23 protein-coding genes are annotated in these 23,344 nt (G+C 61.4%); 12 read left to right on the forward strand and 11 right to left on the reverse strand.

The window, feature by feature from the left end:
* Positions 1-42: 42 nt before the first annotated feature.
* A complete protein-coding gene (dddP, locus tag HTT03_RS14085) occupies positions 43-1,383 on the forward strand; it encodes a dimethylsulfonioproprionate lyase DddP (protein ID WP_174860424.1) in 1,341 nt (446 codons plus the stop codon).
* A 42-nt stretch (positions 1,384-1,425) separates the two neighbouring features.
* Here the strand turns inward: dddP and HTT03_RS14090 are convergent, their stop codons facing one another.
* A complete protein-coding gene (locus tag HTT03_RS14090; protein WP_174860425.1) occupies positions 1,426-2,337 on the reverse strand; it encodes a LysR family transcriptional regulator in 912 nt (303 codons plus the stop codon).
* Positions 2,338-2,445: 108 nt separating this feature from the next.
* Here HTT03_RS14090 and HTT03_RS14095 point away from each other — a divergent pair, with 108 nt between their 5' ends.
* From HTT03_RS14095 to HTT03_RS14110, 4 genes are all read left to right on the forward strand, one after another.
* Entirely contained in the window at positions 2,446-3,714 is a 1,269-nt protein-coding gene (locus HTT03_RS14095; RefSeq protein ID WP_174860426.1) for an aromatic ring-hydroxylating oxygenase subunit alpha, read from the forward strand.
* Positions 3,711-4,763, forward strand: coding sequence for a flavin reductase family protein (locus HTT03_RS14100; RefSeq protein ID WP_174860427.1), 1,053 nt, complete (start codon positions 3,711-3,713; stop codon positions 4,761-4,763). The genes HTT03_RS14095 and HTT03_RS14100 overlap by 4 nt, the downstream gene beginning before the upstream one ends.
* 9 nt (positions 4,764-4,772) lie before the next feature.
* Positions 4,773-6,830: an oxidoreductase gene (locus HTT03_RS14105; RefSeq protein WP_174860428.1), complete on the forward strand. Its 2,058-nt coding sequence runs from the start codon at positions 4,773-4,775 to the stop codon at positions 6,828-6,830.
* Between the two features lie 189 nt (positions 6,831-7,019).
* A complete protein-coding gene (locus HTT03_RS14110; RefSeq protein WP_174860429.1) occupies positions 7,020-7,283 on the forward strand; it encodes a DUF3253 domain-containing protein in 264 nt (87 codons plus the stop codon).
* On the opposite strand, the gene HTT03_RS14115 is transcribed toward HTT03_RS14110, so the two are convergent.
* From HTT03_RS14115 to HTT03_RS14155, 9 genes are all read right to left on the reverse strand, one after another.
* A complete protein-coding gene (locus tag HTT03_RS14115) occupies positions 7,280-7,600 on the reverse strand; it encodes a hypothetical protein (RefSeq protein WP_174860430.1) in 321 nt (106 codons plus the stop codon). The two genes, HTT03_RS14110 and HTT03_RS14115, sit on opposite strands and share 4 nt — an antisense overlap.
* Positions 7,601-7,846: 246 nt before the next feature.
* Positions 7,847-8,191 (reverse strand): RidA family protein, encoded by a 345-nt coding sequence (locus HTT03_RS14120; protein ID WP_174860431.1) that lies wholly within the window; start codon positions 8,189-8,191, stop codon positions 7,847-7,849.
* Between the two features lie 2 nt (positions 8,192-8,193).
* Positions 8,194-8,961 carry an ABC transporter permease gene (locus HTT03_RS14125; RefSeq protein ID WP_174860432.1) on the reverse strand — a complete coding sequence of 256 codons (768 nt, stop codon included), beginning with the start codon at positions 8,959-8,961 and terminating at the stop codon, positions 8,194-8,196.
* A 2-nt stretch (positions 8,962-8,963) separates the two neighbouring features.
* Entirely contained in the window at positions 8,964-9,653 is a 690-nt protein-coding gene (locus tag HTT03_RS14130; protein WP_217482839.1) for an ABC transporter permease, read from the reverse strand.
* Between the two features lie 66 nt (positions 9,654-9,719).
* A complete protein-coding gene (locus tag HTT03_RS14135) occupies positions 9,720-10,511 on the reverse strand; it encodes an ABC transporter substrate-binding protein (RefSeq protein ID WP_174860433.1) in 792 nt (263 codons plus the stop codon).
* A gap of 23 nt (positions 10,512-10,534) precedes the next feature.
* Positions 10,535-11,305, reverse strand: coding sequence for an ABC transporter ATP-binding protein (locus HTT03_RS14140; RefSeq protein ID WP_174860434.1), 771 nt, complete (start codon positions 11,303-11,305; stop codon positions 10,535-10,537).
* On the reverse strand, positions 11,302-12,687 hold the full coding sequence (locus HTT03_RS14145) for an FAD/NAD(P)-dependent oxidoreductase (protein WP_174860435.1): 1,386 nt from the start codon (positions 12,685-12,687) through the stop codon (positions 11,302-11,304). Before HTT03_RS14145 ends, HTT03_RS14140 begins: the two co-directional genes overlap by 4 nt.
* Positions 12,680-12,997: a (2Fe-2S)-binding protein gene (locus tag HTT03_RS14150; RefSeq protein WP_174860436.1), complete on the reverse strand. Its 318-nt coding sequence runs from the start codon at positions 12,995-12,997 to the stop codon at positions 12,680-12,682. The genes HTT03_RS14145 and HTT03_RS14150 overlap by 8 nt, the downstream gene beginning before the upstream one ends.
* Positions 12,963-14,087: an NAD(P)/FAD-dependent oxidoreductase gene (locus HTT03_RS14155; protein ID WP_174860437.1), complete on the reverse strand. Its 1,125-nt coding sequence runs from the start codon at positions 14,085-14,087 to the stop codon at positions 12,963-12,965. The genes HTT03_RS14150 and HTT03_RS14155 overlap by 35 nt, the downstream gene beginning before the upstream one ends.
* 90 nt (positions 14,088-14,177) lie before the next feature.
* Between HTT03_RS14155 and HTT03_RS14160 the strand changes: the two genes are divergently transcribed.
* The 4 genes from HTT03_RS14160 to HTT03_RS14175 all read left to right on the forward strand — a co-directional run bounded on the left by HTT03_RS14160 (position 14,178) and on the right by HTT03_RS14175 (position 17,955).
* On the forward strand, positions 14,178-15,086 hold the full coding sequence (locus HTT03_RS14160; RefSeq protein ID WP_174860438.1) for a LysR substrate-binding domain-containing protein: 909 nt from the start codon (positions 14,178-14,180) through the stop codon (positions 15,084-15,086).
* A gap of 209 nt (positions 15,087-15,295) precedes the next feature.
* The gene (locus tag HTT03_RS14165; protein ID WP_174860439.1) at positions 15,296-16,345 is read left to right on the forward strand and encodes a P1 family peptidase; all 1,050 of its coding nucleotides are present in this window, start codon (positions 15,296-15,298) and stop codon (positions 16,343-16,345) included.
* A gap of 135 nt (positions 16,346-16,480) precedes the next feature.
* Complete coding sequence (locus HTT03_RS14170; RefSeq protein ID WP_343035841.1) at positions 16,481-16,681, forward strand: TRAP transporter large permease subunit; 201 nt, start codon at positions 16,481-16,483, stop codon at positions 16,679-16,681.
* A gap of 29 nt (positions 16,682-16,710) precedes the next feature.
* Complete coding sequence (locus tag HTT03_RS14175; protein WP_174860440.1) at positions 16,711-17,955, forward strand: Zn-dependent hydrolase; 1,245 nt, start codon at positions 16,711-16,713, stop codon at positions 17,953-17,955.
* A 52-nt stretch (positions 17,956-18,007) separates the two neighbouring features.
* Here the strand turns inward: HTT03_RS14175 and HTT03_RS14180 are convergent, their stop codons facing one another.
* Positions 18,008-18,940, reverse strand: coding sequence for a LysR family transcriptional regulator (locus HTT03_RS14180; protein ID WP_343035842.1), 933 nt, complete (start codon positions 18,938-18,940; stop codon positions 18,008-18,010).
* A 293-nt stretch (positions 18,941-19,233) separates the two neighbouring features.
* On the opposite strand from HTT03_RS14180, the gene HTT03_RS14185 reads away from it, so the two are divergent.
* From HTT03_RS14185 to HTT03_RS14195, 3 genes are all read left to right on the forward strand, one after another.
* Positions 19,234-20,214, forward strand: coding sequence for a TAXI family TRAP transporter solute-binding subunit (locus HTT03_RS14185; RefSeq protein ID WP_174860441.1), 981 nt, complete (start codon positions 19,234-19,236; stop codon positions 20,212-20,214).
* Between the two features lie 83 nt (positions 20,215-20,297).
* On the forward strand, positions 20,298-22,538 hold the full coding sequence (locus HTT03_RS14190; protein ID WP_174860442.1) for a TRAP transporter permease: 2,241 nt from the start codon (positions 20,298-20,300) through the stop codon (positions 22,536-22,538).
* A 75-nt stretch (positions 22,539-22,613) separates the two neighbouring features.
* On the forward strand, positions 22,614-23,321 hold the full coding sequence (locus tag HTT03_RS14195) for an SDR family oxidoreductase (RefSeq protein ID WP_174860443.1): 708 nt from the start codon (positions 22,614-22,616) through the stop codon (positions 23,319-23,321).
* Positions 23,322-23,344: the final 23 nt, after the last annotated feature.

Genomic DNA, 23,344 nt, shown 5'->3' on the forward strand with positions numbered 1-23,344 from the left:
TCATCTGCGCGAGGCTTTGCCTGAGAATGGAGACGCCGCACCGTGAACACGTACCATCGCGACACCCGAAAAATCGATCCCACGCGCGGGGCGACGCTTGGCGATAGCTCTCCGAATGATCAAGATCGGATCGAGATAGGGCCAACGCAACTGGCCATGCGTGAATGGGAGGGCGCAAATCTTACCCTGCCAAACCTCGCCAATATGCGCAGGTACCGACATGCGCGGCTGACCCAGCATATCGTTGATCGCGGCTATGCTGGGCTGCTGATGTTTGATCCGTTGAACATTCGCTACGCAACCGACTCGACCAACATGCAACTGTGGAACACGCACAATCCCTTTCGAGCGGTCTTGCTTTGTGCGGATGGCTATATGGTCATCTGGGACTATAAGAACGCGCCGTTTTTGAGTGCGATTAACCCTTTGGTTGCTGAACAACGGTCCGGCGCGGACCTTTTCTATTTTGATCGCGGTGACAAGATCGACGTCGCGGCAGACGTCTTTGCCAATGAGGTGCGGCTTTTGCTGCAAGAACACGCGCCGCATCAAAAGCAGCTCGCGGTGGACAAGATCATGCTGCACGGGCTCACTGCCCTTCAGGCGCAGGGGTTTGAGATCAAGGACGGTGAAGAGGTCACCGAAAAATCCAGATCGATAAAAGGCCCAGATGAAATTCTGGCCATGCGCTGTGCGTCTCATGCCTGCGAGACCAGCGTGAGGGCAATGGAAGACTTCGCGCGGGCCAATGTTTGGAATGGCCGCACCTCCGAGGATGAAATCTGGGCCATTCTTCACGCGGAAAACATCCGCCGTGGGGGGGAATGGATCGAAACCCGGCTGCTGGCTTCAGGACAGCGGACCAACCCGTGGTTCCAAGAATGTGGTCCGCGCCTGACGCAACCCAATGAGATCATCAGCTTTGATACCGACCTTATCGGGGCATACGGCATCTGCGTGGACATTTCGCGCAGTTGGTGGATCGGGGATCAAAAGCCACCCGCAGAGATGATCTATGCGATGCAGCACGCGCACGAACATATCATGACGAATATGGAAATGTTAAAACCGGGGGTGATGATCCCTGAGTTGACCGCAAAGGCGCACCGATTGGACGACAAATTTCAGGCGCAGAAATACGGCTGCCTGATGCACGGTGTCGGTCTATGTGATGAATGGCCGTTGGTTGCCTATCCGGACCAAGCCGTGGCAGGGGCGTTCGACTATCCGCTTGAGGCGGGGATGGTGCTCTGTGTCGAGGCGGCGGTGGGTGAAGTGGACGGAAGTTTCACGATCAAGCTCGAAGACCAAGTTTTGATTACGGAGGACGGCTTTGAGAACCTCACCAAATATCCTTTTGATGCCGCTTTGATGGGGGAATGATCGAAGAGGGGAGAATGTTTTTGGTCCGCTACTGAATGCGCGTCACGAAACAAAGCCCATCGTTTCTTCCATCCACGATGCGAACGCTTCTGCCTGCGGCGATGGCGCGACCTTGTCGGATACCATGATCCAATGGCGCTCTTTCGGCTTGAGGATCGGCAGTGGCATGGCCGCAAGACGGCCATCGCTGAGGGGGCGTTCGATCAGCCCCTTCCAGCCCAACGCAATGCCCTGACCCGCCATCGCGGCATATATACCGTCTGAATAGCTGCTGAACCGCAGCCATTTGCCGGTGGGGCGGGTCGTGCGGCCCTGTGCGGTGAACCATTGGTCCCAGCCCATCCAGGTGGGTTCAGGCGCGTCTGCCTCAATCAGCGCGCCGCAGCGCCCTTCGATAAGGTCCTCAATGTCGCAGTGTTCAAACTCCCCGATGCGGGCCGGGTCGCAGACTGGCACCACGGTTTCACCTAGTGATCCGAGGACCGTCATGCCACGAAACGGCGGCGCTCCGTATCTGACGGCAATGTCGATGCTTGGGTCATCCGGCGCGGTCCATGTATCGCTCGACACCACGCGCAGATTGGCGTCTGGCGTGATATCCCGGAACGACGACAATTCGGGAAGCAGCCGAAAATGCGCGAAGGCGACCGACACGGCGACCGTCAGGTCTGCCGGGCGTTCGCGGATAGCGGCGACGGCGTCAGCGATGCGGTCAAATCCGTCACTGGTGGCGGCGAACAGCGCGGTGCCTTCTTCCGTCAGCAACACGCGCCGGTTGGCCCGTAAAAACAGGTGGCACCCAATCTCCGCTTCCAGTTGCTTCATCCGCCGGGATACGGCTGCCTGTGTCACGCCAAGTTCCTCGGCGGCGCGGGTAAAGCTCTCGCGCCGTGCGGCGGCTTCGAAAGTCAGCAGGGCGGTCAAAGACGAAATGCTGCGACGCAACCTATGCATGGGCGCTCCTTTCCATTCGCTGAGCGTATGCATTTCTGGCCCGGAAATGCCGTTGCGGCAAGTCATTGTAAGGCGCAGGCTGTTTCGTGTGTTACGGGGAGGAATGCAATGCTTGATGCTGACGGAGGAAACCACACCGAAGTCGCGCGCTATCTTGCGGCGCGCCGTCCGGGCCATACGCTGCCCGCACCCTTATATACGTCTGCCGCCGTCTGGGCGGCGGATTGCGATGCGATCTTTGGTCAACACTGGATCGCCGTGGGCGTTGCCTGTGATGTCCCCGAAGCAGGCGATGTCATCGCGGTTGATATTGGGCCGTCTTCCATCGTGATCTTGCGCGATGACGACGGTGTCCTGCGCGCCTTTCACAACGTCTGTTCGCATCGCGGCGCGCGGCTGGTGCCGCCGGGCAGGTCCATCGTCGGCAAGCTCGTATGTCCGTATCACCAATGGACCTATGATCTAGATGGCGCCTTGGCGCTGGCTCCGCATATGGGTGTCGATTTCGACCACGCGCTGCATCACCTCAAGCCGGTGGCACTACGCGACGTGGGCGGCATCCTCTATGCCTGCCTCGCAGCGGAACCGCCTGACGATATCGAAGAACTGGCCGCCGTCATGGAGCCGCGTTTGGCAGACTATGACCTGCGCAATGCAAAGGTCGCCTTTGAGCAAGATGTGATCGAAGAGGGCAACTGGAAACTGACGATGGAAAACAACCGGGAGTGCTATCACTGCGCGTCGAACCATCCGCAGCTTTCGCTCAGCTTTCATGCCGCCGATTTCGGATATGACCCCGAAAACCTGACCGAGAACGAGCGGGCGGAGGCGAACGCTCTGCTTGATGCCTATGCGAAATACGGCACCCATTGGGCTGAGGAGGGGCTGGCTTATGAGCCTGTCGAACACACCGTCGGCTGGCCTACGAATTTCCGCACGCAGCGCCTGATTATCGCGGGTCTGGGTGAGAGCCAAACGCCCGACACCCGCGCTGCCGTGTCGATCCCGCTGGGCCAAGCGAGCCGCCCCTGGATGGGCGACGTGCATCTGTGGGGTATCAATTCCTGGAACCACATCATGTCGGACCATGCGGTGATCTTTGCAGCCTATCCGATTGCGCCAGACCGGACGTTGGTGCGCACCAAATGGCTGGTCCATGCCGATGCTGTCGAAGGGGAGGACTATGATCTCGAAAACCTCACAGCGGTTTGGAAAACCACCAACGCCGAGGACGCGCATCTGGTGTCGCTGGCGCAACGCGGGGTGTCCTCTGCCGGATATCGTCCGGGCCCCTATTCGCGCTTTACCGAACGTGCGCTTGATGAATTCGCCACATGGTATGTCGCGCGGATGCAGGCAAATGGCTACGCCCTATGACCGAGATCGACCTCACCGAATGGGACACGCGGCGGCGACGGCGCTTTCCGCCAGACCGCTGGGGCACGCTGGTTTGTCGTGGTGTCTGGGACGAAGCGCCGGACGTGCGGACCTTCCTGCTGACCCCGGATGATGGCAGCCGGATTGAACATGATCCGGGCCAGTTCATGACATTCCGCATCGAAACGGAGGCAGGCCGCATTGAGCGGTGCTACACCATTTCTTCGTCGGCGGCCCGCGACGGGGGCATTGAGATCACCGTCAAGCGGCAGGCAGGCGCAGGATCATGCCAGTTGCATGCCACGCTATGCCGCGGTGCGCGTATTGAAGCCTTTGGCCCCTCGGGTCGGTTCGGCCCTGCGGCTTGGCCTGGCGATGCCTATGCGCTGATCGCGGCGGGCAGTGGCGTGACGCCGATGCTGTCGATCCTGCGCACCGCCGCTGACCGGGGCATTGATATCGACGCGGTGCTGATCCAAGTCGCGCCGCGGACAGAAGATTTGATCGCGGCGGCGGAGTTGGACGCGCTCGCCCACCGGCTGCCGAACCTTACCGTGGCGCGGATGACCACGCGCGAGGCCGGGGCAACGCGGCTGGACGCGGCCACATTGGCGCGGATCGTCCCTGATCTGGCCCGGCGCACCGTTCTGTGTTGTGGGCCGCAGGGGTTCATGGCGATGATCCGCGCCGCTGCGCGTGCGGCAGGTGTGCCGCCAGAGCGCTACGGCGAGGAAAGCTTTGATTTCTCCTCGCCCGAGGCCGAAGTCACGCCAAGCACAGAAACGCCAGTGCGCAGCGTGACATTCGCGAAATCGGGCCAAGTGTTTTCCTGCGCCGAGACCACGACGATCCTGTCGGCGGTCAAACAAGCGGGGCTGCCGCTTCCTTCGTCCTGTGCGCGGGGGATGTGCGGCACCTGCAAAACGTTTAAACATTCCGGCGAGGTCACGATGTCCCATGACGGCGGCATCCGCCAACGCGAGATCGACCGTGGCTTCATCCTGCCCTGCGTCAGCCGTCCGCTGACCGACATCGTACTCGACTGTTAGGAACGCGCCATGAAGGACACCCCCGGGACCGACCCGCTGCTCACGCCGTACCAGCTAAAGCACCTGACCCTGCGCAACCGGGTGATGATCACCAGCCATGAACCGGCCTATCCCGAAGACGGGATGCCCAAGGCACGCTACCGCCTGTATCACGAGGAGCGCGCCCGTGCGGGTGTGGCGCTCACGATGACGGCAGGCTCGGCGGCAGTGTCACGCGACAGCCCGCCAGTGTTCAACAACATCCTCGCCTATCGCGACGAGGTCGTGCCGTGGATCCGCGAATTGACCGATGCCTGTCATGAACATGGCGCGGCAGTGATGATCCAACTGACGCATCTGGGGCGGCGCACCACATGGAACAAGGGCGACTGGCTGCCTGCCGTGTCGCCCGGCCCCCACCGCGAACCCGCCCACCGGGCCTTTCCCAAGGTGCTTGAAGATTGGGACATTGCCCGGATCATCGAAGATTACGCCACAGCGGCGGAGCGGATGCAGGCGGGGGGCATGGATGGGGTAGAGCTCTACGCAGGCGGCCACCTGATGGACCAGTTCTGGTCGCCTCTGACCAATACTCTGACCGGGCCATACGGGGCGGACACGCTGGAAAACCGTATCCGCTTTACCACCGATGTGCTTACAGCGGTGCGCAAGCGGGTGGGCCCGGACTTCATCGTCGGCATCCGCGCCACAGCGAATGAAATGCAAGCAGGCGGCATCACCGAAGACGAAGGCATCGAAATTGGGCGCATGCTCAAGGCGACCGGGATGGTCGATTTCCTAAACGTGAACAGGGGCCGCATTCACACCGATCCCGCAATGACAAAGATGATCCCGATCCAAGGCATGCGTTCCGCACCGCATTTGGATTTCGCAGGCCGTATCCGCCATGCAACGGGGCTACCGACCTTTCACGCTGCGCGTATTCAGGATGTCGCCACCGCCCGTCACGCAATCGCGGAAGGCCATCTCGACATGGTGGGCATGACGCGTGCGCATATGGCCGATCCGCATCTGGTGGCCAAGATTATTGAGGGGCGTGAGGACGACATTCGCCCCTGTGTCGGCGCGAACTATTGTCTGGACCGCATCTATCAGGGCGGCATGGCGCTTTGCCTGCACAACGCCGCGACCGGGCGCGAAGAGACGATGCCGCATACTATCACCCCAGCGGACAGGCGTCGCCGTGTGGTCGTTGTTGGCGCCGGGCCGGGCGGGCTGGAAGCCGCGCGTGTTGCAGCGGCGCGCGGTCATGCGGTGACTTTACTGGAAGCCGCCAGCGCGCCCGGTGGCCAAGTCCGCCTGACCGCACGCGCGCCACGCCGCTCCGAGATGATGGGCCTGATCGACTGGCGCGTTGCGCAATGCGAGGCGGCAGGCGTCGATATCAGGTACAACACCTATGCCGAGGCCGCAGACGTGACAGCGCTTGAGCCGGACGTGGTGATCGTCGCGACCGGGGGAATGGCGCATACGATGCTGTATGAAACCGACACAGACCTCCCGCTCGCCGTGACGTCTTGGGACATCCTGTCGGGCGATGTTGCTCCCGGCAGCGATATTCTGATCTACGACGAGGCAGGCGATCATGCTGGTCTGCAGGCCGCCGAAGCGGCACTTGGCACCGGAGCCAAGATCGAGATCATGACCCCCGACCGGTCCTTCGCGCCAGAGGTCATGGCGATGAACCTGTCGCGCTACATGAAGGCGCTTCAGCATGACAATGTCCGCTTTACCATCGCCCAGCGTCTGGTCGGATTGGACAGGGCCGGGAACCGTCTGCGCGCGACCCTTGGCACCGACTATTCCGACCGCGTCACCCATGCGGAATACGATCAGGTGGTTGTGAACTACGGCACGATGCCGCTGGATGACCTGTATTTTGACCTCAAACCCTTGTCCCGCAATGAGGGGGCTGTCGATCATGCCGCGTTGATTGACGGGCGGCCGCAGAGCATTGAGGCAAACCCCGAAGCCGTGTTTCAGCTTTTCCGGATTGGCGATGCCGTATCGTCGCGCAACACCCATGCAGCGATCTACGACGCCTTGCGCCTTGTAAAGGATATCTGACCCGCGCCGCTAACGGGGGGACGTGGTAATGGCGCTGCATCGGCAACCGGGGGGCTGGCGCAACCACATGGCATCCCCCGGCGGCACGGGCATGGCGCTGCCGATGATAGCTCCGCCAGTCGACAAGAGGTCAATCTCGGGGGTAAAGGACCGCATCGATGTTCCGGACTGACAGGATAAGGCCTCTTAATGGACGCTGAACGCATCGCCGAAGCGATTGTCGAACTTGCCGCCGCGCGGGGGGCGAACAAGACCATCTGCCCCTCAGAAGTCGCACGGCATCTTGGTGGGCAGGATGACGCCCTGTGGCGTCCTTTGATGGACCCTATTCGAGACCAAGCAATCCGACTGGAGCGTGAAGGGGCGGTTGTCATTAAGCAGGGCGGGGAGCGCGTTGACCCCAAGACATTGCGCGGGATCTACCGTATCGCCATTGCCAAAGGCGCGGATTAATCCGGCGGCAGGCCGCGCCACCAATCTGCATAGGCCGTGTTCTTTGGGTGATGGCGGTTCACATCCGGAGCGCCGTCGTTCCACCAGACAGGGCCGCGTTCGCCCAGTGCCACTTTGGCCGTATGTACCCGACGCCGGGCATCCTTTACGGCAGCGTCCGTCTTTGCATTCTTCACTGCCGCCCGCGCTTGCATAAGCTCTTTTACATGCGCTGCGCGTTCCGCCACGGGCAAAGCCGGGTTGCTACAGCGCCACAGACGGTTCTTTACCAGAAAATACCGTCCATCCGGGGTCACAGGATAGGGAGGTCTGGTCATCTGGGGCATGGCTCGTGGTCAGGATGCAGCACGCATGAAGGTTAGTGCGCGAGGGCCAAGAGTAAACGGTCCACCTTTGGCTATACATCCGGCGGCACGCCCTCGCGGTATGACGTGAGCGGCGCTGACCCTCCGGCTGCTCCGCAGTTGGGCGCAGCTATCGTCGGATTAAGCGGCAGGCAGAGGCAAAGAGATTTGCGTCCACCTGCTCGCAACTTGAGGGCAAGCGTGGCCGCCTGCAAAACCTCACTCAGCGAGGGCAGCAGTCACGATAATTTCGACACGCAGATCAGCGTCCGCCAGCTTGGCCTCTCCGCAGGCGCGGGCCGGGGCGGCGCCTTCCGGCACCCAAGCGTCCCAGACCTCATTCATCTCGTCAAAGTCCGCCATGTCGGCCAACCAGATCACCACTTGCAACATATGCGCGCGTGAAGAGCCTGCTTCGCGCAGCAGTTTGTCAACCCGCCCCAGACAGTCTTTGGTCTGTTCGGCCACGGTGTCCCCGCTGCCAACCTGCCCACAGAGGTACACGACGCCGCCATGTTTGACGATTTTGCTCATACGTTGATTGGTGTGGACGCGTTCGATCATGGTCATACTCTTTCAGGGGTCGGAAGGGGAGAAGTCTCGGTCTGGGCAGCTGCATCGCGCCGGGTGAGGTGACGCAGGTAGCGGCGCTCGAACCCACGGAAGGCCCATGTGATGCACAACACAATGAGGAAGTAGAGCAGGGCAGCGGTGATAAAGCCTTCATAGGCGAGGTAATAGCGCCCGTTCAGCCAGCGCCCCACGCCGAGGATGTCTTGCAGGGTGATCGTGCTGGCGATGACCGAGCCATGCAGCATAAAGATGACCTCGTTGGAATAGGCCGGGATCGCGCGGCGAAAGGCCGAGGGCAGGATGATCCGACGCATGCGCGAGCGGTAGGAATGACCGGTGGCGATGGCGGCCTCGACCTCGCCCTTGGGCGTATCCGCAATGGCACCGCGCAGCAGTTCGGTCGTATAGGCCGCGGTGTTCAGCGTGAAGGCGATGAGCGCGCACCACCATGCCGAGGAAAGGATCGGGTCCCAGAGGAAGCTCTGGCGGATCACCTCAAATTGGCCGACGCCGTAGTAGATCAGATAGGTCTGCACCAGAAGCGGCGTGCCGCGAAAGACGTAAGTGTAGCCCTGTACTAAGGGGTTAAAGACCCGGTGTTTCGACGCACGCGCAATGGCCATAGGGATCGACAGCAAGCCGCCGAGGAAGAGCGAGAGGAACGTCAGGTTCAAGGTAACCCAGACGCCATAAAGAAAGCGGTCGAAATTCTCGGCAATGAGCGCGATGTCGAGCGGGATATAGGACAGTAGGTTTTCCATGATTACGCCCTCACCATGCCACGGTTATATCGCCGCTCCACTGCGCGCAGCAGCAGATCAGAAATGCCGGTGAGCAGCAGGTAGATCACAAACGCCGCCGCCATGAAGGTAAAAAGCTGCCCCGTCGAACGCCCGGCGGTAAAGGCGTTATAGACCAGATCCTGAAGCCCGATGACCGAGACCAGCGCCGTGGTCTTGAGCTGCACCAACCAGTTGTTGGTAAACCCCGGCAGGGCAAAACGGATCATTTGCGGCCAGATGATATGGCGAAAGATCAGCGATTTGCGCATTCCGCAGCTGATGCCCGCTTCGATCTGTCCGCGCGGGATTGCCATGATTGCGCCGCGAAATGTCTCGGTGAAATAGGCACCGAAGATCACGCCGATCGTGCCTGCGCCTGCGGCGAACTGGCTGACCTCGATATAGCCCCAGAGCCCTGTCGCCGCGCCGATGTTGTTAAGCGTCACCTGACCGCCAAAGAACACCAGCAGGATGAGCACCAAATCCGGCACGCCGCGCACGATGGTGGTGTAGGCTCCGGCCAGTCGCTGGGCCAGACGGTTGTGCGAAAGTTTGGCCCATGCGCCGAGCAACCCGAAGAACAGGGCGATCCCCAGCGATGTCAGCGCCAGTTTGATCGTCATGATCGTGCCGTCGATCAATTGAGATTGGTATTCCAAAAGCAGGTTCATCGCATGTTCCTTGAAGGGGCGTCAGGGCAGCGGGGGCCGCCCTAACGCAGGGTCTAACGCGCAGAATTATTGGCCTTCGGGCCGACCGCCGTAGATGTCGAAGGGGAAGTATGTGTCGTTGATCTCGGCATAGGTGCCGTTCTCACGGATCGCGGTGATCGCTTTGCTCAGGTCTTCGCGCAGTTCGTCCTCGCCCTTGCGCACGGCAATGCCCACGCCTTCGCCGTAGCATTCAACATCTGTGTGATCCCCGCCAAGGAAGGCGTAATCGGCACCGGCCTCCGCGCTGAGGAAGCTTTCCTGCGCAATCAGACTGTCAGACAGCTGCGCGTCCACGCGGCCAAGGGCCAGATCGCGGAACACCTCGTCCTGCGAGCCGTAAAGCACGATCTCGGCGTCGGGGAACATCTTTTCAGCGTAGCACTGATGCGTGGCGCCGCGCTGCACGCCGATGCGCTTCCCAGCGAGACCTTCGGGCGTGCCTTCGAAATCGGCATCCTTGGGGGCCACCAGACGGGCCGGGGTCTTGTAGTATTTGTCTGAGAAATCAATCTGGCGCTTGCGCTCTTCGGTGATCGACATGGACGCAACAATGGCGTCGAACTTGCGTGCCTTCAGCGCCGGGATCATGCCGTCCCATTCCTGCTCGACCAACTCACACTCGCGCTGCATTTCGGCGCAAAGCGCCTTGGCGATGTCGATGTCAAAGCCGACCAGCGTGCCGTCGGATTCCTTGGAGGAAAACGGCGGGTAGGCGCCTTCGACGCCGATGCGCAGCGTGTCTTGGGCGGCCAGCGGCAAGGCGACGGCGCTCAGTGCAATGGCGGCAACGCTGCTTAAGATGGTTCTACGAAACATGGTGTGGTCCTCTCTGTAGTTGGTTAGTTCATGCGCGATAGAAACGCTTGGAACTCTGGGGTTTGCGGGTTGGAAAACAGCTCGGCGGGCGGGCCTTCTTCGCAGACTTCGCCTTGGTGCAGAAACACGGTTCGGGTGGAGACATCGCGGGCAAAGCCCATCTCATGGGTCACGACCAACATGGTGCGGCCCTCTTCGGCCAGATCGCGCATGACGCCCAGCACTTCGCCCACAAGTTCAGGGTCCAGCGCCGAGGTCGGCTCGTCAAAAAGCATTACGTCAGGGTCCATCGCCAGCGCCCGGGCAATTGCGACACGCTGCTGCTGGCCGCCCGAGAGATGCGCGGGGTAGTAGTCTGCCCGGTCCGACAGCCCGACCTTGGCCAGCAGCGCTTCGGCTTTCTCACGCGCTTGCGCTTTAGGAGTGCCTTGGACGTAAAGCGGGCCTTCCATGACGTTTTCCATCACGGTCATATGCGACCAGAGGTTAAAGCCCTGAAACACCATCGCCAGACGAGCGCGCATGGCTTCGACCTGCCGCAGGTCTTGCGGCACGATCTCGCCCCGGCGGTTCTGCGTCATCCGCATTTGCTCGCCTGCCAGCCAGACCTCGCCTGAGTTAGGCGTCTCCAACAGGTTGATGCAGCGCAGAAAGGTGCTCTTGCCGGAGCCAGAGGCGCCCAGAATGGCGATGACCTCGCCCTTTTGCGCCTCAAGCGACACGCCTTTGATGACCTCATGCAGGCCGAAGCTTTTGTGCAGGTCTTTGACTTTCAGGGCTGCGGGGGCGCTCATGCGGGTTCCTCCTGAGGGAATGAGAGTGCGGCCAGCTCGCCCAGAGCGATCGGTTTGATCGGGGAGCGGGCGCGGGGCGGGGAGATGGGACGGTTTGCGCGGCCTTCGCTGAGCAGACCGCGCAGCGTGGCGTCGCACATGCGGCCCTGACAGGGGCCCATGCCGCAACGCAGGGATGTTTTGATCTGGCGGTGACCTTGCGCGCCTTCACCAATCGCCTGCCGGACGGCCCCGGCAGAGACTTCCTCGCAACGGCAAACGATTGTTTCATCTGTAGGAGCAAGTATCTCGGCGGGTGGGGGGTAGGCGGCATCGAGGAAGGGTCGAATGGCGCGGGCGCGAAACAGCGCAGCGCGGGCGTGGGCGGCGCGTTGATTGCGGGTGTCGCTGCTGATGCGCCCCGATTGGCACAGGATGTTCAGCGCGGCCAATTCGCCCGCTGCCGCCGCTGCCTCCGCGCCGCCGATCCCGGCGCCGTCTCCGGCCACATGCAAACCCGGCTGGTCAGTCTCGCCCCAAAGGTCATGTTGCGGTTGAAAGGCCCCCTGCGCGGCGTTCCATTCATGCGCGATCCCTGCGGCGCGGGTGATATGGGTGCCGGGGATCACACCTTGATGGGTTAGCAGCAGGCCACAAGTAAGGCTTTGAGCGCGCCCTTTCGCCCGGAAGGAAAACTGGATCTTGCCACTCTCGGTCGCAGTGGCGTGAAAGCCCGAAGCGGCAGTGTAGCGCGGCACAGCCGCTTTGCGGATCTTGGCAATCAGGCCCAGCCCTTTGAGCAAGGTTGGCAAGCCAAACAGGGCGCGTGGGAGATGGGGAGTTGCCCCCAGCATCTGCGTAAAGGTCTGCGTTTCCACCAGCGTTTGCGGCGGGCTCCCGGCGTCAATCATCTGCGCCGCGATCAGATAGAGCAGCGGACCAGACCCAGCCAGCACGGCATCCTTGGGCAGCATTCCTGCGGTCTTCATCAATATCTGCGCAGCCCCTGCGGGCATCACACCGGGGAGCGTCCAGCCGGGGAAAGGTGCCGGGCGTTCCTGCGCCCCGGTTGCCAGCAGCACATGGGCCGCCGAGGTCGTCTGACTTTTGCCGCCGCGCGACCATGTGACCTGCGGCCCTTTGTCGAGCCGCCAAACCGTTGCGCCAGCGACATGGGTGATGCCGGGGTGGTCGAGGGCATCAACCAAATCCACCCCCGCAGCATAGGCTTGGCCAAGAAAACCGCGCTTGGCGCGGTTCTGTGCCACATTGCGATAGATCTGGCCGCCGGGTTGGGGCTGTTCGTCCAACATCAACACCTGCAAACCGCCCCGCGCCGCGACGGCTGCGGTTGACATGCCCGCAGGCCCCGCGCCAATGATGATGAGGTCAACCTCAGCCATCGTGACCCCCGTTCAGGTTGCGCAGGCCCGTTTGGCGTCGGACGGTCATGCCGTCGCCCAGAAGGGTCATGCAGGCTTGGGTATTGGGCGTGCCATCAACCTCAACCAGACAGTCGAAACAGACCCCCATCATGCAATAGGCCGTGCGCGGTGCGCCCTGTGCGGTCTGACGCGTCCAAGCGCCCGTATGGGCCACCAGCGCTGCGGCGACCGTGACCCCGGCGGGCGCGGTGGCAGGCACGCCATCCAGCGTGAACTGCACAGACTCCCCGGTCTCAGGCAGCGTGCGAAAGCGCGAAGCGACATTCATCGAAAGCCTCCAGATCTGGGATGGGGGATGTGTTCAGAATCCAATCCGCCAAAACACTGGCATGCAGCGGCGCAAGGGTGACACCACTGTGGCAGGTCACGAGAAAGGCGCCGGGATGCGCGGTGGATTTGGCATAGACCGGGTAGCCATCGGGCGACATCACCCGCAAGGCGCCCCAAGCGCGGACCACGCGCACATCGGCGAGGGCGGGGAAAACAGTGACTGCATGCTGCGCGAGTTTGGCCATAACGCGCAGGCTCTCTCTGTCATCAAGCCCTGCATCGGCTTTGGTGCCGCCAATCTGCACGCCGCCTTCGTCGACCTGTCGGATGGTGCTGGACAGGAACGGCAGGCGGTCGCCCAGCTTCTCGGTGATCAGCAACTCGCCAAGCTGCGGCTTGACCTGCGTGATGAATCCCAGATCGCCCGCCAAAGAGGCGGACCCCAACCCGGCGCAAAGCACGACCTGCTCGGTGTTGACAACGTCCCCATCCGCCAGCGCAAGTGCAAAGCCACCCCCCGGTTGCGGCCTGATCGTCGCGACGGTGGCCCCCATTGTCACGCGTCCGCCCATCGCCTGAACCGAACAGCGCAGGGCGCGCAGAAAGCGCAGCGGGTTTACATGGCCGTCGCAGGGCGAGAAACTCGCGCCGACAACGTCGGGTCCAATGCCCGGCATTTGGCAGCGCAGATCATCCCCATTCAGCATCTCATAGCGGGCGCGGTGGCCCAAATGGGTGGCCTGCTGCGTTAGTTCTGCTTCGAAGGCATCGAACTCGGACGGATCGGTGAAAAACTCGTAGCCCCCAGATTGATCCAGCGCCACGTCAATCCCCGACAATTCCTGTAACTGCTGCGCGAAAGCGGGCCAAGCGGCCAGCGCATCCATTGTCCAATTCGCGTAAGGGGCGAAATCCCAGCCTTTGCCTTGCCCCCAGATCAAACCAAAGTTCCCCTGCGAAGCACGCGCATCGTTATCCGCCCCGTCCAACACCCGAACGCGCTGTCCTGCCAGCAGCAGCCCGAGCGCCACAGACAGGCCGACAAGCCCGCCGCCGATGATGGTGATTTCTGGGGTGCGTTGCTGCATACGATTCCTCCACCGTTAAAATCGCAGCATTGCGCTCATAAGAATAATTGTAATATTTGCGCAAATCATTCCTTCAGGCTATGAATTGCAATGCTCCCTCGGCTTACACATCGACAAATCGAAGCCTTCCGCGCTGTGATGGAGACCGGCAAGGTCACCTCTGCCGCCGCTGTGCTGGGCACCACGCAGCCATCGGTGAGCAAGCTGATCGCGGAATTGGAACGCGCCGCTGGCTTTCCCATGTTCGAGCGACAAGGCAGGCAGGTCGTGCCCACCTCCGAGGCCCGTTCGCTCTATGAAGAGGTTGAGCGGGCCTTTGTCGGGATGATGGAAATTTCCCGCGTTATTCAAGACATTCGAGATTTTCGGACTGGCAGCCTGCTGATTGCGGGAATGCCCGCGCTGGCCCTGAAACTCTTGCCCGACGTGATTACCGAGTTCATCGCGGACCATCCCGGAATCTCCGTCTCTCTGCGCACAAGAAGTTCTCAAGCGGTGCTGCGTCATCTGAGTTCGCAGCAATTCGACCTTGGGTTTGCCGCCTTAGACAACGACCACCCCGCCGTGATGCGCCGCGCCTTGTTCACCGCCCCAATGATGGCCGTGCTGCCCTTAGGCCATGAGTTGGCACAAAAACCGCTGCTCAAGCCGGAAGATTTTGATCAGCGCCCCTTTATCGCGCTGGGAGCGGAGATCGGAACCCGCTCGGAAACAGACGCATTTCTATCAACAGGCGGTGCCGGCCCTCGGATCGTTGCCGAGGCACAGCTATCCGCATCGATCTGCGAGATGGTCGCCGCCGGGGCGGGGCTTGCAATCGTTGAGCCCGTGACGGCGACGTATTTTGCGAATTTCGGTCGGGTTGTTGCGCGGCCTTTGTTGCCTGCGCAGCCTTTTCGATATGATCTGCTGCTGCCGACCACCCGCCAGCCATCGCGGGCAGCCGAGCAGTTTTTGAAGCTGGTCGAAGCGCGGTTTGAGATGCTTCTGGGCGATTGAACCCATGCTGACGGGCGCTTGCCTGCATGTTATCCGGCTGAAAGAAAACCCAGCCTGGCAGATCCGGGCAAGTCGTCAGGATGCGATTGCCGCGCTGGCGAAGGCAAATACGCTGTTCCTAATGTGATAAACTTACTAAACCCCCCGCAAAGTGGTCCGGCGTAACCCGCCCTGACCCTATGAAAGACGACAGCAAAGCGGAGCCGTTCATGCGACACACCTTGGATTGCACCAAATGGTGGAGCTTGCCGCCCGGCGCGGAGAACACGATCTGCGACGTTCCCGGAGTTCAGGTGGGCAATGCCGATCTGCGGGGGCCGGGGCTGTGTAGCGGTGTCACTGCGATCCTGCCACATGGCGGGGATATGTTCCGCCAGCCTGTGCCGGCGGGGCTCGCGGTTTTGAACGGGTTTGGCAAGAGCATCGGCTTGGTCCAACTGGCCGAGTTGGGAGAAATCGAAACCCCGATCCTATTGACCAATACCTTTGGCGTTGGCCCCTGCGGCACCGCGCTGATCCGGCGGGCGATTGCGGCAAACCCTGACATTGGGCGCAGCCTTTGCACGGTCAATCCTCTGGCGCTGGAATGTAACGATGGCACCGTCAACGACATCCAAGCGCTGGCGGTGAGCGAAGACCACGCGCTGGCCGCGTTGGACGCCCGCGGAACACGTTTCGCGCAGGGCACTGTCGGCGCGGGCAGCGGGATGAAGACTTTCGGCTATGCGGGCGGGTTGGGCTCATCCTCGCGCCGGGTCACGCTTGGGGGCGGCGCGGTGTTCACCTTAGGCGCGCTGGTTCTGTCGAACTTTGGCCAGCAATCCGCGCTGCGCGTGTTGGGTCGTCAGTTGCCGCCGCCGCAGGACGACGGCACGGAAAATCCAGACCGTGGATCAATCATCATTATCTTGGCGACAGATGCTCCGATGGAGTCGCGGCAACTGACGCGGATGGCGCGACGAAGTTCCGCGGCGCTGGGCCGATTGGGCAGTCATATCGGTCATCAAAGCGGCGATATCGCGCTGGCCTTTTCGACTGCGCAGGTGAGGCACCGGGATGGGGACGACGTCCACATCACGCAAGGGCTGAACGAGCGCTGCATGGATGCGTTTTTCGTAGCCACGGTGGAGGCGGTAGAGGAGGCCGTTCTAAACGCGCTTTGGCATGCGGTGCCGCACAAAGGCTACGACGGCACGACATTGCCATCCTTTCGCAAGCAAGCCACCGCAGCCTTCGGACTGTCGCGGGATGCTGGTTAGATTGGACCATGCTACCCATCGAAAACGCGTGTGGGGGTATTCCAAAGTCAAATGCCAGCCATAGCCAAAGGCTATTTGCGCAGCGCGCAAAACCGGTATTCTCTCCCCGCAATACAACGCAACAGGAGAGATACCGTGCTGACGATCAACCTCGCTGTTGGGGCCAATACGCCGCCTTTGGGGATCGATCTTATGGCCGCCTGCCGGGTCGGGGAAATCCCGCTGAGCGCATCGTTCAAATATCTTGTGCCATTCTTGGGCGTGATGGTCGGGGTGCTGCTGCTCCTCGTGCTGTTCCCCGCTCTTATTACCGATCTTCCCGCGATCTTGTTTTGATCCCGGGTCTTATAGAAAGAACTGCTGACATGCCGATAAGCCCCGATACCCGCATTGATCTTGACCGTTTCTGGTCCACCATCGAAGCCTCTGCCGAGATCGGCAAGGGGCGTCCCGGTGGCCTGTCGCGCCTGACGCTGAGCGATGCCGACCGCGAGATGCGCGACCTGTTTTGCGCATGGTGCAAAGAGGCGGAACTGGAGGTGGAGGTGGATACTGCGGGCAACATCTTTGGCCGCCGCGCGGGTCAGGACAACGACCTGCCGCCCATTCTCATCGGCAGCCACCTTGACACGCAGATCAACGGCGGCCGCTTTGACGGGATTGCAGGCGTGCTGGCCGGGCTGGAGGTGATCCGCAGCCTGAATGACGCGGGTCATGTCACCAAACGTCCCATCGTGGTGGTGAACTGGACCAACGAAGAAGGCGCGCGTTTCTCGCCGCCGATGGTCGCCTCGGGCTGCTTTGTCGGGAAATACGATATCGACTGGGTACATGATCTGATTTCGGACGACGGCGCGCGGTTCGGCGATGAGCTCGACCGCATTGGCTACAAAGGAACACGTGCCTGCGAAGCCGGAGAGATCGACGCCTATTTCGAACTGCATATCGAGCAGGGGCCGATCTTGGACGCCGAGAAGCGGCAGGTTGGCATTGTCACCGGGGGCTATCCGGTGCGCGGGATGCGTGCGTCGTTCAAAGGGCAGACCGCGCACACAGGTCCGACCCCGATGGACCTGCGCAAGAATGCGCTCGCTGCCGGGGCGCGTTGGCTCACGGCGGTGGATGACATCGGCTGGGATTTCGCGGTGCATGACGGCAAAGCGACAGCGGCGCGGTTGACCGCATGGCCCAACAAGCCGGGCATCCTGTCGGACACCGCCGAGGCGGTCTGCGACGTGCGCCACCCCGATCCGATCACCACCCGCGCCATGGCCGAGAAAATGCGCCGCAGCCTGTTTGAAGCCGCCGCACGCTGCGGATGCGAAGCGCAGGTTGAGGATGAATGGGAATGGGGCGGCGACATCTTTGATCGCGAACTGGTCGACAGCATCCGTGACGAGGCCATCCGCATGGATTACAACTGGCGCGACATCCAAAGTCAGGCCGGTCACGACGCCTATTTTCTCGCGACCCATTGCCCGACCGCGATGATCTTTGCCCCCTGTGAAAACGGCATCACCCACAACAACGAAGAAAACGCCACCCCGCAGGATTTTGTCGCCGGATTGAACATTCTGCTACATGCGGTGGTCAAACGGGCTGACCGCTAGACCCGCGATGAATGGCTCTGCGCTGGTTGCAATAGGGGCGACTGGCGCAGGCTCAGGTCATTTCGGGATAGAGCGTTAAAAGCTCCTGCGCGATCTCGACGAATTTTCGCTCTGACGGTGCGAGCTTTTCGATCGGTGCGTGGACCAGATAGACATCCGCGCCAATCGGCTCATCGGTGATTTGTAGCGGCCAAAGATCGCCCCGGCGGATGTCGTCTTGGGCGGTCTTCAGCGGCAGGATACCGATGCCGAGCCCTGCGACGATCATCCGGCGCACCTCTTCAATATTGGTGCTAAGCCCGTTGATCCGATCACCCAACCGCGTGCCTTCCCGCAGCACCGACATCGGCTCAAGCCCCATGCCTTCGGTGGCACAGGCAAAGCTGATAAAGGGCTCGCGCTGAAGATCGCGCAGCGCGACGGTTTCCTGGCCGAACAGCGGGTGCTCGGCCCCGCAGAACACACGAAACTCCTCGCGGAACAGGCGGATCGATGGCAGGTTTACCAAGGGTTTGGCCAGCAGGCAAAAGCCGATGGTGCTGCGCCCTTGTTGGATCGCCCGCACAATCGCCTGACTGTTTTGCACCTCGCTTTGAAAGGCCACCGAGGGGTAGCGCTGGTGGTAAAGCCGCAGCAATTCGTCCAACATGGGCGAGACGAGGTTGCTGATAATCTGATAGCGCACCTGACCGCGCTCTTCTTCCTTTGCGTCGCGGATCAGCAGGTTGATGCGCTCCGCACTGTGGAAAATCTCACGACATTCCTGAAAAATTCGGTCGCCACGTGGGGTCAGTTCAAAATGGCGGCTGTCGCGGTAGACGAGCTGACAGTCCAACTGCGTCTCAAGCCGGCGCAGGGCATTGCTGACCGAAGGTTGGCTTAGCCCCAGACGTTTGGCGGCTTTGGTGATGCCCTGTTCCTTGGCGATCATGTAAAACATGCGCAAAAGGTTCCAGTTCAGATCGGAGCGCGTCTGCGTGATCACCCTGTATTATCCCCCGTTTCGCCGTCGTGTTGGCCCTGTCCCAAGCAGCGTGAGCCGCCGCCTTGCCCGCGGTTAGTATTGCCAGCCTTGCGCGCCTTAGACCAGAGCTTGCCTAAAGATGCCCGCCGGCGCGCGCCTCGTCATTGCGTCTTCTCATTCCCACGGCCAACCAGCCAGCGCCATGTTTTTCCTTGTCATCAGACGTTGCAGTGGCGCTAAATGAATGTGTAAGTCCGAAAGGTCTGATGCAGAGGCCGGTCCTATGCGTCGTCGATTAATCAAGGGAGATACCTATGAAACTCACTGCAATCCTCGCCGCCAGCACGATGCTCGCTGGCGCCGCCTTTGCGCAGGACGTTGATAAGTCCGACTGGCCCAGCAGCTTTACCGTTGGCACGGCGAGCCAGGGCGGCACCTATTTTGCTTACGGTTCCGGCTGGGCGAACCTTGTGGCCAAAGAGCTGGGTCTCACTGGCGGCGGCGAAGTCACCGGCGGCCCGATGCAGAACATGGCGCTGGTCCACACCGGCGAGGCGGCTTTCGGCATGACCACGATGGGCCCCGCAGCGGAATCGCTGGCAGGGACGAACCCGATCGCACCGGGGCTGGAGATGACCAACGCCTGCGCCATGTTCCCGATGTATCAGACGCCTTTCTCGGTGACTGCGCTGGCCTCTTCGGGCATCGAAAGTGTCTCCGACATTCCGGCGGGCGCCAAGATCGGCTTTGGCCCGGCGGGCTCCACCTCCGACACCTACTTTCCGCGCATGATGGACACGCTTGGCGTGGACTATGAGCGCCGCAACGGTGGTTGGACCGATCTGGGTGGTCAGTTGCAAGACGGTCTGCTGGACGTGATCGCCTTTGCCGCCGGCGTGCCGGTGCCAGCGGTCAGCCAACTCGAAGTGCAGACCGATGTGAACATCATCGAGTTCACCGACGAAGAGCAGGCCAAGCTGCTCGAAGAATTCCCGGTCTCCGAATTCACCATCGACGCCAGCACCTATACCACGCTGGAAGAGGGCGCACGCTCGGTTTCCATGTGGAACTTCGCGATTGCCAACTGCGACCTGCCGGAATCCTTTGTGAAGGAAGTCGTCAACGTCGTGATGTCCGACAATGAGCGTATGGTCGGTATTCACAAGGCGGCGGCCACCACATTGCCTGAGAACTGGAACAAGAACACTGTTCTGAAATGGCATCCCGGTGCGGCCGCTTGGTTCAAAGAAAACGCAGATGCTGACATCGCGGATGATATGATCCACGGCAACTAAGCCATCTTGCGCAAATTGCATGTCGCCCCTAAAGGGGCGGCATGTTTCGCGGCCCCGCGCGACAATCGGGAAAAGGAGCTTTCATGACAGACCAGCACAGCGTTGACGCGCAAGGCCCGATCGTAGCCGAAGGGGTGGATGACGAACCTGTCGAAAGCAACCGCCGCTTGTTCACCGGGCGCAGCTATATGGTCATGGCGGCCATTTCCGCGATCTATGCCTTTTTCCACGTGGCCGCGCTGAACGGCATGTCGATCTACGAATGGACCGGGCTGCGCATCCCGCTGCTGCCGACCTTTCCGATGGAGACATGGAACTTCCGCATTGTGCATATCGCCGGGGCGCTGATCCTTGGCTTCACGCTCTATTCCGCCCGCCGTTTCCCTGAAGAGGGCAGTACGTCGGGCTGGCATCCGCTGGACATCTTATCGCTGGCCGCGCTTTTGCCTGCGCTCTATTCGCTCTGGACCGCGTGGGGCATCGCCAGCCAGATCGCGGGGGGCGCGCAGTGGAACGGGATGAGCCCTGAGTTCAAAAACCTTGAGATTTACCACTACGGTCTGCCCCTGCTTGCTGCCACCGCCATTGGCATCGTCGTCGGCTGGCTGCGCACCCGCGAACGCGGACAGGTGACGCCCGCTGATATCTTGCTGTCGCTCTGCGGTATCTCTGTCGCGGTCTATCTGATCACCATCTACGGCACCTTGATGCGCAACTCGACCGGCACGCCTTTCGCGCCCATTGGCATCTCATTGGCCGCTGTTGCTGGCGTCGCGCTGATTATGGAGTTGACGCGCCGCGTGGCGGGGCTGGCGCTCATTGTCATCGCGGGCATCTTCCTGATCTATGTCTTTACCGGAGACATGCTGCCGGGCTTTCTGAACGCGCCGAACATCCAGTGGACTCGCTTCTTTAGCCAAGTTTACACCGACGCAGGCATCCTCGGGCCGACCACGGCGGTGTCTTCGACCTATATCATCCTCTTCATCGTCTTTGCGGCCTTCCTTCAGGCGTCGAAAGTGGGCGATTATTTCGTAAACTTCGCCTTTGCCGCTGCGGGCCGCTCGCGCGGTGGGCCTGCCAAAGTGGCGATCTTTGCCTCCGGCCTTATGGGCATGATCAACGGCACCTCGGCGGGCAATGTGGTGGCGACAGGCTCGCTGACCATTCCGCTGATGAAAAAGGTCGGCTACCCGGCCCGCACCGCCGGTGCGGTTGAGGCTGCGGCCTCGACCGGTGGGCAGATCATGCCGCCGATCATGGGGGCAGGGGCCTTCATCATGGCCGAGATTACCGGCATCCCCTACACCGATATCGCCATTGCTGCGATCATTCCGGCGGTGCTCTACTTCGTGTCGATCTACTTCATGGTCGATTTCGAGGCCGCCAAGCTCGGTATGCGCGGTATGCGCTCGGACGAGTTGCCCAAGCTGCGCGAGATGATGCGCCGGGTGTTTCTGTTCATCCCGATCATCATCCTGATCTATGCGCTGTTTATGGGCTATTCGGTGATCCGTGCAGGCACGCTGGCGACGGCTGCGGCGGCCGTGGTGTCCTGGCTCACGCCTTACCGTATGGGGCTGCGCAGCATCGTCAAAGCGTTTGAACTGGCGGGCATCATGTCGATCCAGATCATCGCGGTCTGTGCCTGTGCGGGCATCATCGTGGGTGTCATCAGCCTGACGGGTGTCGGCGCGCGTTTCTCCTCGGTATTGCTGGGGCTGGCGGAGGCGAGCCAATTCCTCGCGCTGTTCTTTGCCATGTGCATCGCGATCCTGTTGGGGATGGGCATGCCCACCACAGCGGCCTATGCGGTGGCGGCTTCGGTCGTGGCGCCGGGCTTGGTGCAATTGGGCATCCCGCTGCTGACGGCGCATTTCTTTGTGTTCTACTTCGCCGTCGTCTCGGCCATCACGCCACCCGTGGCGCTGGCCAGTTACGCGGCCGCGGGGATATCAGGGGCCAACCCGATGGAGACGTCTGTGGCGTCCTTCAAAATCGGCATCTCGGCCTTCATCGTGCCCTTCATGTTCTTCTACAATGGCGCAATCCTGATGGATGGCACGTGGTTTGAGGTGATCCGCGCAGGGGTCACCGCGATCTTTGGCGTCTATCTGCTGTCTTCGGGCATGCAGGGCTGGTTCGCGGGCAGTGGGGCCGCATGGTTCATCCGTTTGGGGCTGATCATCGGCGCGCTTTGCATGATTGCGGGCGGGTTGATGACCGACCTCATCGGCATTGCTGTCGCAGCAGCGCTCTATGCTATCCAGTGGAAGTTCCGCCCCGCGCCGGACGCGCAAATCGCAGTGCGCGGCAGCGATTGATCGCGTAACTTCGGGGTTGCTCATTGAAGGACGCGGCGCTTCACGCTAGGGCCGCGTCAACATAGGAGAACCCCGATGGAACTGCGCGACAAACGAATTCTGGTGACCGGTGGCAGCGATGGCATCGGCAAACACATCTGCCTCAAACTCGCCGCCACCGGCGCGCGGCTGGCCATTCTGGGCCGCAACGCCGAACGGTTGGAAGCTGTGGCGGAGGCTTGCAAAGAGGCCGGTGCGCCCGAGGCGTTGCCGCTGACCTGTGACTTGCAAGACCCTGCCGCGATTGCCGAGGTGGCGTCACAGGTGCTTGAGAGCTTCGGCGGGCTCGATATCCTCATCAACAACGCGGGCATCTGGCACAAGGCCGGCCCGCTCGACACCATCGCGCCTGAGATGCTGCAGGCCACGGTGCAGACCAACCTCACCGGGTTGATGCAAATGACACAGGCGGTCTTGCCCGCCCTGCGTGAGAATGACGAGGCGATTGTCCTCAATGTCGTGTCCAAATCCGGCGTCGTGGCGCAGGCGGGGCAGTCTGTCTATACGGCCACGAAATACGGCGTACGCGGCTTTACCGAGGTGCTGAAAGCGGATGAGGCCGAGACCGGCGTGCGGGTGGGCGGGCTCTACCAGTCCGGCACCAATACCGAGATGTTCGCTAAGGCGGGGGAGGACGTGCCGAACCATATTTTTACTGAGCCGGACGATCTGGCAGATGTGGTGGTCTTTGTCTTGTCGCGGCCCCCGAAACTGTGGATTCACGACATCCGTATTGAGCTGTAACCACGACTGGCCGCGCTGAGGGC

It is taken from the genome of Sulfitobacter maritimus (assembly GCF_013346665.1).
GTDB lineage: Bacteria > Pseudomonadota > Alphaproteobacteria > Rhodobacterales > Rhodobacteraceae > Sulfitobacter > Sulfitobacter maritimus.

Bases quoted from the DNA above. Each gene is read 5' to 3' on its own strand.
- HTT03_RS14090 (WP_174860425.1), bottom strand. From the start codon at position 2,337: ATGCATAGGTTGCGTCGCAGCATTTCGTCTTTGACCGCCCTGCTGACT.
- HTT03_RS14095 (WP_174860426.1), top strand. From the start codon at position 2,446: ATGCTTGATGCTGACGGAGGAAACCACACCGAAGTCGCGCGCTATCTT.
- HTT03_RS14100 (WP_174860427.1), top strand. From the start codon at position 3,711: ATGACCGAGATCGACCTCACCGAATGGGACACGCGGCGGCGACGGCGC.
- HTT03_RS14105 (WP_174860428.1), top strand. From the start codon at position 4,773: ATGAAGGACACCCCCGGGACCGACCCGCTGCTCACGCCGTACCAGCTA.
- HTT03_RS14110 (WP_174860429.1), top strand. From the start codon at position 7,020: ATGGACGCTGAACGCATCGCCGAAGCGATTGTCGAACTTGCCGCCGCG.
- HTT03_RS14115 (WP_174860430.1), bottom strand. From the start codon at position 7,600: ATGACCAGACCTCCCTATCCTGTGACCCCGGATGGACGGTATTTTCTG.
- HTT03_RS14120 (WP_174860431.1), bottom strand. From the start codon at position 8,191: ATGATCGAACGCGTCCACACCAATCAACGTATGAGCAAAATCGTCAAA.
- HTT03_RS14125 (WP_174860432.1), bottom strand. From the start codon at position 8,961: ATGGAAAACCTACTGTCCTATATCCCGCTCGACATCGCGCTCATTGCC.
- HTT03_RS14130 (WP_217482839.1), bottom strand. From the start codon at position 9,653: ATGAACCTGCTTTTGGAATACCAATCTCAATTGATCGACGGCACGATC.
- HTT03_RS14135 (WP_174860433.1), bottom strand. From the start codon at position 10,511: ATGTTTCGTAGAACCATCTTAAGCAGCGTTGCCGCCATTGCACTGAGC.
- HTT03_RS14140 (WP_174860434.1), bottom strand. From the start codon at position 11,305: ATGAGCGCCCCCGCAGCCCTGAAAGTCAAAGACCTGCACAAAAGCTTC.
- HTT03_RS14145 (WP_174860435.1), bottom strand. From the start codon at position 12,687: ATGGCTGAGGTTGACCTCATCATCATTGGCGCGGGGCCTGCGGGCATG.
- HTT03_RS14150 (WP_174860436.1), bottom strand. From the start codon at position 12,997: ATGAATGTCGCTTCGCGCTTTCGCACGCTGCCTGAGACCGGGGAGTCT.
- HTT03_RS14155 (WP_174860437.1), bottom strand. From the start codon at position 14,087: ATGCAGCAACGCACCCCAGAAATCACCATCATCGGCGGCGGGCTTGTC.
- HTT03_RS14160 (WP_174860438.1), top strand. From the start codon at position 14,178: ATGCTCCCTCGGCTTACACATCGACAAATCGAAGCCTTCCGCGCTGTG.
- HTT03_RS14165 (WP_174860439.1), top strand. From the start codon at position 15,296: ATGCGACACACCTTGGATTGCACCAAATGGTGGAGCTTGCCGCCCGGC.
- HTT03_RS14175 (WP_174860440.1), top strand. From the start codon at position 16,711: ATGCCGATAAGCCCCGATACCCGCATTGATCTTGACCGTTTCTGGTCC.
- HTT03_RS14185 (WP_174860441.1), top strand. From the start codon at position 19,234: ATGAAACTCACTGCAATCCTCGCCGCCAGCACGATGCTCGCTGGCGCC.
- HTT03_RS14190 (WP_174860442.1), top strand. From the start codon at position 20,298: ATGACAGACCAGCACAGCGTTGACGCGCAAGGCCCGATCGTAGCCGAA.
- HTT03_RS14195 (WP_174860443.1), top strand. From the start codon at position 22,614: ATGGAACTGCGCGACAAACGAATTCTGGTGACCGGTGGCAGCGATGGC.